Source organism: Saccharothrix luteola (assembly GCF_020859565.1).
In the GTDB taxonomy this organism is placed as follows: domain Bacteria; phylum Actinomycetota; class Actinomycetes; order Mycobacteriales; family Pseudonocardiaceae; genus Actinosynnema; species Actinosynnema luteola.
In genome coordinates this window covers 158826-171758 of the sequence record NZ_JAJHUO010000002.1, presented here as the reverse complement: position 1 = coordinate 171758, position 12933 = coordinate 158826, and the positions used below count along the sequence as shown (strand labels likewise).

10 protein-coding genes are annotated in these 12933 nt (G+C 71.3%); 3 read left to right on the top strand and 7 right to left on the bottom strand.

Going from position 1 to position 12933, the window contains the following annotated elements:
- Positions 1 to 148: 148 nt before the first annotated feature.
- The 6 genes from LNK82_RS02480 to LNK82_RS02455 form a co-directional block, all read right to left on the bottom strand.
- Complete coding sequence (locus LNK82_RS02480) at positions 149 to 715, bottom strand: hypothetical protein (RefSeq protein ID WP_230565248.1); 567 nt, start codon at positions 713 to 715, stop codon at positions 149 to 151.
- A 207-nt stretch (positions 716 to 922) separates the two neighbouring features.
- Complete coding sequence (locus tag LNK82_RS02475; RefSeq protein WP_230565247.1) at positions 923 to 3529, bottom strand: carbohydrate-binding protein; 2607 nt, start codon at positions 3527 to 3529, stop codon at positions 923 to 925.
- A 32-nt stretch (positions 3530 to 3561) separates the two neighbouring features.
- Positions 3562 to 4908: an ABC transporter substrate-binding protein gene (locus LNK82_RS02470; RefSeq protein WP_230565246.1), complete on the bottom strand. Its 1347-nt coding sequence runs from the start codon at positions 4906 to 4908 to the stop codon at positions 3562 to 3564.
- Positions 4909 to 4944: 36 nt separating this feature from the next.
- Positions 4945 to 5835, bottom strand: a complete 891-nt coding sequence (locus LNK82_RS02465; RefSeq protein ID WP_230565245.1) for a carbohydrate ABC transporter permease — start codon at positions 5833 to 5835, stop codon at positions 4945 to 4947.
- Between the two features lie 11 nt (positions 5836 to 5846).
- Positions 5847 to 6737 (bottom strand): carbohydrate ABC transporter permease, encoded by an 891-nt coding sequence (locus tag LNK82_RS02460; protein WP_230565244.1) that lies wholly within the window; start codon positions 6735 to 6737, stop codon positions 5847 to 5849.
- Positions 6734 to 8899 carry an alpha-galactosidase gene (locus LNK82_RS02455; RefSeq protein ID WP_230565243.1) on the bottom strand — a complete coding sequence of 722 codons (2166 nt, stop codon included), beginning with the start codon at positions 8897 to 8899 and terminating at the stop codon, positions 6734 to 6736. The genes LNK82_RS02460 and LNK82_RS02455 overlap by 4 nt, the downstream gene beginning before the upstream one ends.
- Positions 8900 to 9071: 172 nt before the next feature.
- Between LNK82_RS02455 and LNK82_RS02450 the strand changes: the two genes are divergently transcribed.
- A complete protein-coding gene (locus tag LNK82_RS02450) occupies positions 9072 to 10100 on the top strand; it encodes a LacI family DNA-binding transcriptional regulator (protein ID WP_230565242.1) in 1029 nt (342 codons plus the stop codon).
- A 77-nt stretch (positions 10101 to 10177) separates the two neighbouring features.
- On the opposite strand, the gene LNK82_RS02445 is transcribed toward LNK82_RS02450, so the two are convergent.
- Positions 10178 to 11410 (bottom strand): PQQ-dependent sugar dehydrogenase, encoded by a 1233-nt coding sequence (locus LNK82_RS02445; protein WP_230565241.1) that lies wholly within the window; start codon positions 11408 to 11410, stop codon positions 10178 to 10180.
- Positions 11411 to 11802: 392 nt separating this feature from the next.
- Here LNK82_RS02445 and LNK82_RS02440 point away from each other — a divergent pair, with 392 nt between their 5' ends.
- Positions 11803 to 12309 (top strand): hypothetical protein, encoded by a 507-nt coding sequence (locus LNK82_RS02440; protein ID WP_230565240.1) that lies wholly within the window; start codon positions 11803 to 11805, stop codon positions 12307 to 12309.
- A 168-nt stretch (positions 12310 to 12477) separates the two neighbouring features.
- Positions 12478 to 12933 carry a DUF1877 family protein gene (locus LNK82_RS02435; protein WP_230565239.1) on the top strand — a complete coding sequence of 152 codons (456 nt, stop codon included), beginning with the start codon at positions 12478 to 12480 and terminating at the stop codon, positions 12931 to 12933.

Below are 12933 nucleotides of genomic sequence, written 5' to 3'. Positions count from 1 at the left end.
CGGCGGTCACCCACCGGGGGACCTCCCCCGGGACAGGTCGCGTATTTCCGCATGACGATCGGCGGTCGTCATTGTTCTCGAGCGGTTATCAGGAACCGGCGGTTCCCACCGAATTCCCGTCGCGTCCTCCGCGTGGGAGAAGACCGCGTCAGGCCAATTGGGTGATGACGATGTCGGCGGGGCCGCCGGAACTGGTGACGCCTTCCGGCGTCAAGCACTGCTGCGGCGTGGTGTTGAGCACCACCGCGTTCATGACGACCAGGGCTCCCGTGAACCGGCCCGCGGTCACCCTGCCCTGGTACACGACGACGGTCTCGTTGGCCGGACGCAGCACCACCACGCCGGCCGCGGCCACGGTGGTGGTCTCGCCGGTGTTCCAGGTGATGGTCACCATGATCGAGACGCTCCCGGCCAGGCAGGAGATCAGCCCGGTCACGACGACGTCGTACCCGCCGGACGTGATCGCCGGCGACCCGCTGGACACGCACGGGCCGTAGTCCGCGCGCGAGGTGATCGTGACGGGCCTGATCTGCGCGGTCACGCCGGGCTGGTAGGTGTTGGCGCCGCTGCCCACGCACGACAGCAGCTCGGCGCCCGCCGCCTGGGCCGTAGGTGCGACGGCCACCAGCGCGGTCGCGGCCGTCACCGCGACGACGACGCCCGCGACGGCCCGCCGCAGGTTCGACCAAGAATTCCTGATCCCACCGGTACCCATCGAAGCGCCTCCGCGAACCGGAACGGCAGATGAATCGCCACTCTAACTCCGCGCCACCGCGCCGAAGAGGTGAAATGCCAGGACACTTTCCGTGGGTGTCGCGAGCGGCGGAGCCGCAATTTTCGTTGTCCGCGGTGTCGCCGCCGTGACCGGACCGCGGAATTCCGGTGGCCCGACCGGGTCCTCACCCGGCCGGGCCTCACGGGATCAGGACCGACGGGTGACCGAGTTCGCCACGACGAGCGGGGCGAGTTGGACCCAGTCGACGTTCGGACCCGCACCGGTGGCGTTGCCCAGGGTCAGCGCGCCGCCCGCGGTGGTCAGGTCGAGCGGTGAGGTCTCCGGCCAGAAGCCGTCCCAGGTGTAGTTGTGGCGGTACGGCGCACGGGTCGTGCCGCCACCGGCCTCGGTGGTGTCGAGGAACCTGGTGACCGCGTCGGTGTTGTAGGGGTGGCCGGTGTTCTTCTCGGCTTGGGCGTAGGCCACCGTCAGGTTGTGCCGGCCCGCCTTGCCGACCGCGGCCGGTCGGGGCACGGTCAGGGTGCCGCCGTTGCCGAGCCCGCCGACGTAGGAACCGCCGGAGGCCCACGGGCCGGAGGTGATCGCCGCTCCCCCGCCCAGCTGCCCGCTCTCCGCCTCGACCCGCACCGCGTGCCGGTCGGCGGCGGTGTCGCGGACCTGGGTGAGGGTGCCCAGGACCAGCGGGGTGCGGCCCTCGTTGGAGAGCACGACCTCGGTGACGCCTGCCTTGAGGTGCGCGGTCACCCGGCCCGTCCACGCGCCCGCGCGGTCGGCGGTCAGGTCGCCGCCGGTGACGCGCCGGTCGGACAGGGTCAGGCCCAGCTTGCCGTGGCCGGCGCCGAACCACGTGGTGGACAGCCCGTAGTAGCCGTCCTCCGCGGCCGAGACGTAGGTGGTCACGGTGTCGCCCGACCCCAGGACCACGGCGTTGGGCACGAGCGCCCGCAGTGCCCGGACCCCGCGGTCGACCGAGCCGCCGGTGCGGCGCGAGTCGGTCAGCTGGTAGGTGCTCGTCTCCGGGCCGGTGATCTCGGTGAGGTCGATGCGGTCCAGCGCGATGTCGCCCGGCCGGCCGAGGAAGCCCGTCGGGTCGGTGGTGCGCAGGGAGAGGCGGTGGCGGCCGGCGGTGAGCTGGACCGGCGTGTCGAGCCTGCCGCGGTACTGCCAGTTCAGCGTGGCGGGGAAGGTGAGGGTGGCGTGGTGGGCGTCGTCGACGTAGAGGGCCTGCCTGCCGACGAACCCGCCGGTGCCGTACAGCACGCCGAGCCGGTAGGCGCCGGTGCGCGGGACGTCGACGTCGACGGTGACGCGGGAGCCGGCGTTGTTCATGTAGCCGATGTCCTTGCCGCCGGACGTGGTGTACCGCCAGCCCGACGGGTCCGACTGGTCGACGACCCTGGCGTTCTCCACCAGGCCGGACTCGGCCTCGTGGCGGGCGGTCCACGGCGCGTTCGCGACCGGGGCGGAGGCGAGCCCGGCCGGGGTCACGATCACCTGGTAGGCGGCGAGCGGGTCGCCGCCGGGCACGTTGACGGTGATCTTGCCGTCGGTGACCCGGACGCGTGCGGCGGCCACCACCGGGGGCTGACCGGCGTCGCCCTCGTAGCCGGACCAGGTGGTCTTGGACACGCGCACGTCCACGTGCCCGCCGAAGGTCTTGCGGTCCAGGCCGGTGACGGCGACGTCGACCGCGTTGGCGGTGCCGCCGAGCAGGACGGTCGCCTTGGCGTCGGCGCGGTCGAGCGTGGCCAGGCCCTGGAGGGTGTCACGGGAGCTGGGCTTGGGCGGGGTGACGCGGACGGTGTCGCCGGACAGGTCGGCGTACCACTTGGTCAGCCACCAGCCTCCGTTGGCGCGGGACGTGCGCACGGCGTGGTCGCTCAGGTTGCCGGCGAGCGTCCAGTACGCCATCTGCCCTTCGACCTTGGTGTCCTCCAGCATGGTGAGCCACTGGATCATCTGACCGGGCACGGAGGTGTCGCGGCGGTTGGCGTACTCGGTGATGTTGATCGGGAGGGGACCGATGCCCAGCGACTTCTCGATGGCGCGGTAGTCCTCGTGGTGGGCGCGGTAGTGGTTCAGCGAGTCCGGGCTGAGCTCGTGCCACGTGATGATGTCGGGCAGGACGTCGTTCGCCTTGGCGTAGGTGAGGAAGTCGCGCAACCGGCCCGGGTTGTAACTGGCCTCGCCCGGCCCGTCGATGCGCGCGTCGGGCAGCACGGACTTGACGGTCCGGTAGACCTTGGTCCAGTCGGCGAGGAACTTGTCCTTCTTGGTGGCCCAGTCGCCGTACCAGATCCAGTCCGGCTCGTTGAAGATCGTCCAGACGAACCGGTCGCGGTCCGGCCGTGCGGCGACCTTCTCCAACTGGGGCCGCAACCGGGCGATGTAGTCGTCGATGCCCAGGTCCTGGTAGGGCCAGGCGCTGTAGATGTCCTGCGAGTTGATGTAGACGTCGGCGCCGCCGGAGGTGAAGAGGTCGTCGGCCACGACGAGCGCGTCGCCGTTGGGGTGCTGCTCGCCGTCCGGTGGCTTCTGGGCGACGCTGCAGGGCTTCATGCCGGCGATGAGGTCGTGGGCGGGCACGCCGGGGTCGCCCAGGCCGTAGAGGATGCCGGTGGCACAGCCGCGGAACGCCCCGGTGGAGGCGGCGAGGTCCACGCTCAGGGTCTCGGCGGCGGCGGGTTCGGGTTGGGCGGAGGCGGCCGGGGCCGCCGGTGACAGGGTTGCCACCAGCAGCGCGGCGGCTACCGCGCCAACGGGGATTCGGGATCTTGCCGGTCGGTGTCGCATCGTTGCTCCACAGGGTTTACCGGGGGTGGTGGTTACCGGAACAGGGCGTTGACCTGCTCGTTGGCCTGGGTCAACGAGCCGGGGTCGGCTTGGGAGGACAGCACGGCGTCGATGGCGGGCCCCATCACGGCGGAGATCTCCGGGGCGTGGTCGGTGATCGGGAACAGGTGGGTGGCACCCTCGTCGAGGGGCTTGGTGAAGGCGGTGACGTCCACGCCCTTGGCGGCGAACGCCCGCTCGGCCACGGCGAGGGCCTCGGGCAGGGCGGGGAACACCACGGCCTTCTCGCCCACCGCCTGCTGGCACTCGGCCGAGGCGAGGTGCTTGACCCACTTCCAGGCGCCCTCGCGGTTGTCGGTGCCGGTGTAGACGGAGTCGGCCAGGCCGTTGAAGATGGTGGCGCGCTTGCCGGACGGGCCGGTCGGCGTGGGTGCGACGCCGACTTCGACGCCGTCGTAGCCGAAGTAGCTGTTGATCATCCAGGAGCCGTTGGTGCTCAGCGCGTACTTTCCCGCGCCGAAGCCGTCGTTGACGCTGGTGCCGGAGCGGGCGATGGCCAGGCTGGGCAGGTACCCCTTGTCGATCAGCCCCCGGAACCAGCCCATGGTCTGCTGGAAGCGGGGGTCGTCGTAGTTGAAGCGGCTGCCCCACGGGTTCTTGTCGGTGTAGGTCCAGCCGGTGCTCAGCGCATACATGCTCCACATCTGCTGGCCGACGCCGGCGCCGTTGTTCTCGTCCAGACCGAGGCCGTGGACGGCCACCTTGGACTTGTCGAAACCGGGCTGGTCACCGCGCACGCCGTTGGCGTCGACGGTGAGCCGGGCGATGAGCTTCTCGTAGCTGCCGCCGTCCTGGGGGTTCCAGGTGAGGTTCGCCAGGTCGGACTCGGCGACGCCCGCCTCGGCGAGCATCTTCTTGTTGTAGAACAGCGCGACGGTGTCGAAGTCCTTGGGCAGGCCGTAGCGCTTGCCGTCCTGGGCGGTCCACAGGTCGGCCAAGCCCTCGGGGTAGACGTCGGTGGGCACGCCGTCGCGGGAGACGAACTCGTCCAGCGGCAGCAGCTGGTTCTTGGCCGCGTAGGTCGGGAAGTAGTTGAGGTGGTTGGTGAACACGTCCGGGGCGGTGCCCGCCACGAGGTCGGTGGTCAGCTTGTTCCAGTAGTCGGCCCACCCGAACTGCTCGATCTTCACGGTGGTGCCCGGGTTGGCCTGCTGGAAGGACGTGGCGCACGCCTGGTAGGCGGGCAGCTGGTTGGCGTCCCACAGCCAGTAGGTGATCTCGTCGGAGCCGCTGCCGCCGCTCGGCGCCCCGGCGCAGCCGGCGAGCGCCAACGAGACGGCGGCGACCAGCGCGGCCGGCTTGGACAACTTGTTGTGCACGGTGAAAACTCCTTTGTCCCACCCGTGTCCGGACGGCTACTTGATGCCGGAGAACTGGATGGAGTCGACGATCCGCCGCCCGAAGGCGGCGAACAGCGCGATGACCGGCAGCGCCGCGAGCAGGGTGGCGGCCATGAGGCCGGCCCAGTCGGGACTGCCCTGCGGGGTCTGGGAGCGGAACACGCCCAGCGCCACCGTGAGGACGCGCACGCCCTCACCCTGGCCGACCAGCAGCGGCCAGAAGTACTCGTTCCACGCGGTGACGTAGGCCAGCAGCGCCAGCGTCGCCAACGGTGCCCGGCTCATCGGCAGGATGATCCGGAAGAAGATCCTCGGGTGCCCGGCGCCGTCGATGCGCGCCGCCTCCTCGACCTCGCGGCTGATGCCCAACATGAACTGGCGCATGAAGAACACCGCGAACGGCGTCATGAAGAAGAACGGCAGCACGATCGCCGCGTAGGTGTTGAGCAGCTTCAGGTCGCGCATGAGCACGAAGTTGGGCAGCGCGGTGAAGATCGGCGGGATCATCAGCGCGGTGAGGAAGACGAAGAACACCGCGTCGCGCCCGGGCCAGCGCAGCCGCGCGAACGCGTAGGCGGCCATCGAGCTGAACAGCACCTGACCGGCGGTGATGATCGTCGACGTGAGCACCGAGTTCAGGAGGAAGCGCCCGAAGTCGATCGACGCGCCGGAGCCGCCCTGGGCACGGGCCTGCTCCAGCGAGGCCAGGCCGAGCACGCGCTCGAACGCGCCCAGCGTGAACCCCGCGGGCAGCAGCGAGTCGGCGTTGGCCGCCAGCGCCCGGTTGTCGGACAGGGAGACGCGCAGCATCCAGTAGAACGGGAACAGCGTGACCAGCACCAGCAGGGCCAGCACCGCCCAGCCGAGCGCACGCCGCCACTTCGGGCCGATCGTGGTCGAGGTCATCACCGGCTCCTTCAGTCCAGGTCCGAGCTGCCCGCGCGCAGCAGGCGCAGCTGCGCCACCGCCAAGCCCGCGAGGATCGCGAACAACACGACCGAGAGGGCCGCCGCGTAGCCGAAGTCGAACTGCTGGAACGCCTTCTCGTAGATGTAGAAGTAGATGACGCGCGTGGCGTCGACCGGGCCGCCGCGCGTGGTGACCGCGACGGTGTCGAAGATCTGGAACGACCCGATCATGGTCAGCACGAGCACCATCGCCAGCACCGGCCGCAGCAGCGGCAGCGTGACGCTGCGGAAGACCCGCCACTCCGACGCGCCGTCGATCGCCGCGGCCTCGTACACCGACCTCGGGATGGCCTGGAGCCCGGCGAAGATCAGCAGTGCCGTGTAGCCCATGTGCCGCCACACGTTGACCAGGGCGATGGTCGGGATGGCCGTGGAGGTCTCGCCGAAGAACGCCACCGGGTCGATCCCGACCCACGACAGCAGCGCGTTCACGATGCCGAGCTGGGCGTCGAGCATGTTGTACCAGACCAGCGCCACCACGACGTTGGCGATCAGGTAGGGCAGCAACAGCAGGCCCCGGACGAAGGACGACTTGGTCAACCGGTGCATCAGGACCGCGATGAGCAGCGCCACGACGGTCTGCACGCCGATGTTGACCACGACGTACTCGACCGTGACCAGCAGGGCGTTGCCGAACCTGGCGTCGCCGAGCGCGTCGCGGTAGTTCTGCGCGCCCACCCAGTTCGGTGCGGCCAGCAGGCTGTAGTCGGTGAAGCTCAGGTAGAACGTCTGCACCGCGGGCCAGGCGTAGAACAGGACGAAGCCGAACCCGGCGGGCAGCAGGAACAGCAGGGCCACCCGCAGGTCGCCGCGACGTCGGACCGGGTGGGCGGCGGTCATGCGCGCTCCTCCCGCACCAGGTGCAGCAACAGGGTCTGCTCGGGGTGCAGCGGCGGGATCTGGACGCCCACCTCCGCCAGTTCCAGCCCGGACAGACAGGCCCCGGTGGACAGCCACGGGACCGCGACCAGGGCCGTGGACGGCGGCGGGCCGGCGTGGTCGACGGGCCGGACGGTGAACCGCCGGTCGGGCGGCAGGCCGGGCAGCGTCACCCGTCCCGGCGAGGTGGTAGTCCCCGAGGCCAGCGCGACCACGGCGAACAACGCCTGGGCGTCGTCCTCGGACACGACGCCGTGCACCAGGATCGCCGGGTCCGGCGAGTCCGACCGCACCACCCGCCCGCGGTGCAGCCAGCCGCGGACCCGCCGGTAGAACCCCACCCAGCGCGCCAGCCCGGCCAGCTCCGCCGGATCGGCCGCGGCGAGGTCCCACTCGATGCCCAGGTGGCCGAACAGCGCGGTGGCCGCCCGGAAGTCCAGGTCGTGCACGCGGCCCGTGGTGTGCGACCGGGCGGCGCCGATGTGCGCGCCGATGAGCTCGGGTGGCAGCAACAGGCCCGTCCAGCGCTGGATGCCCTGCCGGTCCAGCGCGTCGATGCAGTCGCTGGCCCACACCCGGTCGGCGCGCTCCAGGATGCCCAGGTCCACCCGCGACCCGCCGGAGGAGCAGGACTCGACCTCCAGCCCGGGGTGGCGGCGGCGCAGCTCGTCGAGCAGGCCGTAGACGGCCAGCGTCTGGGCGTGCACGGCGGCGCGACCGGTGCGCGAGTCACCCGCGTCGACCAGGTCGCGGTTGTGGTCCCACTTGAGGTACGCGATCCGGTACTCGGTCACCAGGGCGTCGAGGCGCTCCAGGAGGTGGGCCCGCACCTCCGGGCGGGTCAGGTCGAGCACGTGCTGGCCGCGCACCAGCGGCGGGCGACGACCGCCCGTGGACAGCACCCAGTCCGGGTGGTTCCGCAGGAGGTCGGAGTCGGCGCTGACCATCTCCGGCTCCACCCACAGGCCGAACTCCATGCCCTGGGCGCGGACGTGGTCGACCAGCGGGTGCAGGCCGTCGGGCCAGACCCGCTCGTCGACGTGCCAGTCGCCCAGCCCGGCGGTGTCGTCGCGCCGGTTGCGGAACCAGCCGTCGTCCAGCACGAACAGCTCCGCGCCCACCTCCGCGCCCCGGTCGGCCAGGGCGCGCAGCCGCTCCAGGTCGTGGTCGAAGTACACCGCCTCCCAGGTGTTGAGCACCACGCGCCGCGGCCCCTTCGGGTGGTGGGGCCTCGACCGCAGGTGGCGGTGGAAGCGGGCCGACAGCTCGTCCAGCCCGTCGCCGCAGGAGCCGAACACCTCGGGGGTCGAGTACGCCTCCCCCGGCTCCAGCCGCACCTCGCCCTCCAGCAGCAGCTCGCCGCCCCCGAGCACGGCTTCGCCGGTGGGCACGCGTTCGGCGTAGGTGCGGTGGTTGCCGCTCCAGGCGACGTGCACCCCCCACACCCGGCCCCGCCGGAAGCCGAAGCCGCTCTCACCCGCCACCAGGACCAGCGTGGCGTCCGAACCGGTCCGACCGCGCCGGCTGTCCCGCACGTGCGCCTCCACGCCGAACGGCCTGCGCTGCGGCGTGCGCTCCCGGCCCCAGCGCCCGGTGAGGTCGAGCAGCTCGGTGGCACGCGGTGGCACGGGCAGCGCGAGCACCACCCCGTCGAGGGTGTAGGCGGTGTCACCGGTGTTGCGCACGGTGGCACGCAGGCGTGCCAGCCCGGAGGGGGTGAGCCCGACCTCCAGGTCCAGGGCGAGACCGGCCTCCGCGTCGACGGCGTGGACCCGGCACGAGTCGCCGTTCTCGACGACCCGTTCGACGGTGAGCAGCGGCGACCAGTCGCGCCCTTCCCGGTGGCCGCGCAGACCGGGCAGCCCCGGCCAGGCGGTCGCGTGCTCCGGCAGCACGGCCACGGCGCCCGGCGTGTCGGTAGCGTTCGGCACCACCGCCGGCACGCTCGTCGCCGCCACCGCGTCCAGACCGGCGTCGGGGCCGAGGTCCGCGCCCCAGTGCAGGACGTGTGGCAACCCGGAGTCCTTGCAGCGCAGCACCAAGCTCACGCCGTCGGCTCGCAAGTGGACGATCCGGCCGACGCCGTCGACGGCCGGCGCGGTGACCGGTGGTGCGGTGGACACACGACCTCCAGGCGGTGGAGCACTCGTCACATTGAACGTTCCATGGAAGATGTCAGCACGATCCGCGGCAGGTCAACGGTGGGGGTGGTAACGAGTAGGCAACATTGAACGTTCAATGCAAGGGGGTCGTCACCTAGGGTGAATGATGTCCCGGTACGAGGAGGTGGACCCGGTGCCCAGAGAGGGTGCGGACCAGGGGAAGCGGCGCGTCGGCATCGTGGACGTGGCCGCCGCCGCGGGCGTGTCGAGGCAGACCGTGTCCAACGTCCTCAACGGGCGCGACGAGTACTACTCCGCCGCGACCCACGAGAAGGTCACCAGCGCGATGCGGGCACTGGGCTACCAGCCCAACCGCGCCGCGCAGACCCTGCGATCCCGGCGGACGATGCAGATCGGCTACCACATCTTCGGCGAGCAGCTGGACCGCGCGCAGGGCTTCACGCTGCACTTCCTGCTCGCCCTGGTGAAGGCCGGCGCCGACGTCGACCACCAGGTGCTCGTCTTCACCCACCACCGCGACGACCCGCTCGGCGTGTTCAAGGACCTCGTCGCCCGGCACGCCGTGGACGCGGTGGTCCTGTCGGAGTCCAGCGTGGAGGACGAGCGGGCCCGCTTCCTGGCCGACAGCGACATCCCCTTCGCCTCCTTCGGCCGCCTCTCCCCCGACCTGCCGCAGCACTGGGTGGACGTGGACAACGTGGCGGGCATGGGCGCGGTGGTGGACCTGCTCGTCGCCGAGGGCCACCAGCGGTTCGCCTACCTCGGCACCGACGGCGACCAGTACTGGAAGGCCGAACGCCTCGACGGCTTCCTGCGGCGGATGTCCCACCACGGCCTCCGCCTGCCCAAGACGTCGGTCTTCCGCGGCCCCGACCAGCGCGTCCGCCGCCGCGCGCACCAGCTGCTCACCGGCAAGAACCCGCCGAGCGCCATCGTGACGGGCAGCGACGCCGTCGCCGCGGTCGTGCTCAGCGTCGCGCACTCGCTGGGCCTGCGGGTCGGCTCGGACGTGGCGATCACCGGCTTCGACGGCGGCGCCGTCGGGCTCGTCACCGAACCCACCCTGACCAGCGCCCGCATCCCCGTCGAGCGCATCTCGCGTGAGCTGGTCGCGCGCTGCCTGCGCCAGGTCGAGCACGGACGTGACGACGAAGCCGGCCTCCTCCTGCCCACCGAACTGGTGCGCGGCGGCAGCGCCTGACCGGGACACGACGCGGGGACGGCCGCTGGGCGCGGCCGTCCCCGGTACAGGTCTTGCGGATGCGGGCACGTGCCCTGTCAGCGGTTCGCCGCTCCGCCGCCAACGGCCGGCTGGACCCGCTCGAACCGCACTCGGTTCAGGCCCCCCGGGAGGTCGCTGAGCGAGTACAGCTCGCCCTTGGCATCGGTGGCGATCGCGGACGGTTGGGTGGGGAGGTGGCCGATCGCGGCCGACTCGTAGGTGCCGTCGAACTTCGGGCGCACGGCGTACACGCGGGTCGAGCAGTAGTCGGCCGCGACGTAGGTCCCCCACGCCTCCGGCGTCCGGGACCCGCGGTACACCACGCCGCCCGTCACCGAGCAGTTGTCGTTGTAGTGGTCGTACTCGAAGACCGGATCGGTGTACCGCCCGCCCGGCTTGCACTGCTGCGGGTCGAACACCGGGGTGCCCTCCTTGCACGACCAGCCGAGGTTCGCCCCGCCCTGCCACGGGCGGATGTGGTTGACCTCCTCGACCAGGCCCTGGCCGACGTCACCGATCCACAGCGAGCCGTCGACCGGGTCGACGGAGAACCGCCACGCGTTGCGCAACCCGTAGAGCCAGATCTCCGGCCGCGCGCCCGACACGCGGACGAACGGGTTGTTGGTGGGCACGCAGTAGGGCTTCGGCCCGCAGGCGCGGTTGACGTCGATCCGCACGATCTTCCCGAGCAGGGTGCCGAGGTCCTGGCCGGACTTGAACGGGTCGTACGCGCCGCCGCCGTCGCCGAGGGACCAGTAGAGGTAACCGTCTCGGCCGAACGCCACCTGGCCGCCGTTGTGGTTGCCGTACTCGGCGTGCTCCTGGGTGAGCAGCACCTGCACGCGGTCAGGAGCGCCGATGGGCACTCGCGCCAGGGTCAGCTCGCCCGCCGGCAGGCTCGTGTACGCCACGTAGAGGATCCCGGTCCGGGCGAAGTTCGGCGCGGGCGTGATGCCGAGGAGCCCGCGCTCGTTGTCCGAGGCGTCGATCCGGGAGGTCAGGTCGAGCACCGGTGCGGCCGCCAGGCCCGTGTCGGGGTGGTAGGCGCGGACGGTGCCCTGCTTCTCGGCGATCAGCATCCGGCCGTCCGGCAGACCGGTGATCGCGATGGGACGCCGCAGGCCGGACGCCACTTGTTCGGACGCCACGGTCAGCTCGGTGAGCGGCGCCGCGCGGGTGTCGGCCGCGGCGCTGCCGTTCACCGACACCGCGGGTAAGAGGAACGCGGACAGGGCCAGAACGAGCAGGCCGGCCGGGAAGGTGACCGGGCGACTACGCCGTCGCAACATGGTTCGGCTCCTAGGGCAGGGGGAAGGCTCATTTCTGGGAGCGCTCCCAACGTACCGCGACTTCTCCGTGACATCCAGTCGCCGTCCAACGGTGCTGCGGGGAGGAATGCGCGCGACGGCCGCGTGGTCGTTTGGAACACTGCGGTGGCGCATGACCCGATGGCGTTCACCGACGCGGAGAACTGGTCCGGCGGCTTCTACGAGCCGGCGTCGGAAATCGGTGACCGCGACGACGAACGCTCCAACGCGCGCTGACCGCGCTGTGGCGGGCAGCCGCCGTCACCGGCTGCTACCCCGGCCGGGACCGGGAACCGGGCGGGCGGCTGAGCTGCACGCCCGCGAACCGCTGACCGATGCACGCGGTCGCTCACGTTCTCGATTCGCCGGCGCCGTTGAGCGTTCGCGCCGGGGCGTTCTTGGCCGAGCACGCCGGCCGGGTCGCCGGTCCGGACGACGATGAATGTCGGGCCGAGATGCGTGCGGCGCTCGGCTATTGCGACGAGCAGGCGCTGGCCGCCTTGCGGTCGGCGCAGCAGCGGTACTCGGGGTTGACCCACCCCGGTCCGCTGCTCGGGAGGATCGTGTTCGGACCCGTCCTCGAAGCGGACACCGGCACCGGTCGCGTCGAGTTCTGGTACGCAATCATGAACGAGCACCCCGACGGCGTGTCCAGCGGCAGCCTGCTCCCGGACGGCACGGTGCTGTTCGGCCTGCTCGACGTGGACCTGCCCGCGTTCCCGTCCCTCGACCACTTCGTGGAGTGCGACGCCCTGCTGGACTTCGCCCACCGCCAGGAACTGCTGTCCGCCGAGCACCCTGAGAGCGTGACGGACCACCCGGCGGAACTCCGCCGTCGCCATCCGTCGCTGCGCAGGCTGGAGCGCGGGTGCCGGACATGAACCGCGCCGGGGCCGTGGTGCGGACCTGGCGCCTGGTCACGCCGCTCACCTGACCCCACAGCGAGGAGCACGGCTCCGGGGCGGTGTCGGTTGATCGACCGATTGACGACGCCGGAGATCGGCGTGCAGGTTGGTGGCCTCACAAGATCAACGCGGGATGGTGGGCACATGAGCACGACGCTGGCGTTCACCCAGGTCACCCCTGGGCAGCTGGACCGGGCGATCAAGGATCCGGAATGGGCGCTGGAGCACCTGCAGGACGAAGACCTGCCCTCCTACTCCCTGGAGAAGTCGTGGGCGGGCATCCAGTTCCTGTTGGACGCCGCCGAGGTGAGGATCGAGCTGCACGAGGACGGCTTCATCATCGACACCGACGGCGTCCTCTCGGGGTGGAGCGACAGCATGGTCGCCGAGGCCGCCACGACGCTGGGTGCGACGCCGTTCGAGGTGTTGGCCGGCCACTACGACCCGCGGCGGCTGAGCGAGCAGGAGGTCTACCCCTGGCGGCAGTTCTGGGACGACGACGGCATCGACGACCTGCGTGACGACTACGTGGACCTCGTCGAGTTCTTCGCGGAGACGGCCGCAGCGGAAGGAGCGCTGATCCGGGTGATCAGCTTCTGA

Bases quoted from the DNA above. Each gene is read 5' to 3' on its own strand.
- LNK82_RS02480 (WP_230565248.1), bottom strand. From the start codon at position 715: ATGGGTACCGGTGGGATCAGGAATTCTTGGTCGAACCTGCGGCGGGCC.
- LNK82_RS02475 (WP_230565247.1), bottom strand. From the start codon at position 3,529: ATGCGACACCGACCGGCAAGATCCCGAATCCCCGTTGGCGCGGTAGCC.
- LNK82_RS02465 (WP_230565245.1), bottom strand. From the start codon at position 5,835: ATGACCTCGACCACGATCGGCCCGAAGTGGCGGCGTGCGCTCGGCTGG.
- LNK82_RS02460 (WP_230565244.1), bottom strand. From the start codon at position 6,737: ATGACCGCCGCCCACCCGGTCCGACGTCGCGGCGACCTGCGGGTGGCC.
- LNK82_RS02445 (WP_230565241.1), bottom strand. From the start codon at position 11,410: ATGTTGCGACGGCGTAGTCGCCCGGTCACCTTCCCGGCCGGCCTGCTC.
- LNK82_RS02435 (WP_230565239.1), top strand. From the start codon at position 12,478: ATGAGCACGACGCTGGCGTTCACCCAGGTCACCCCTGGGCAGCTGGAC.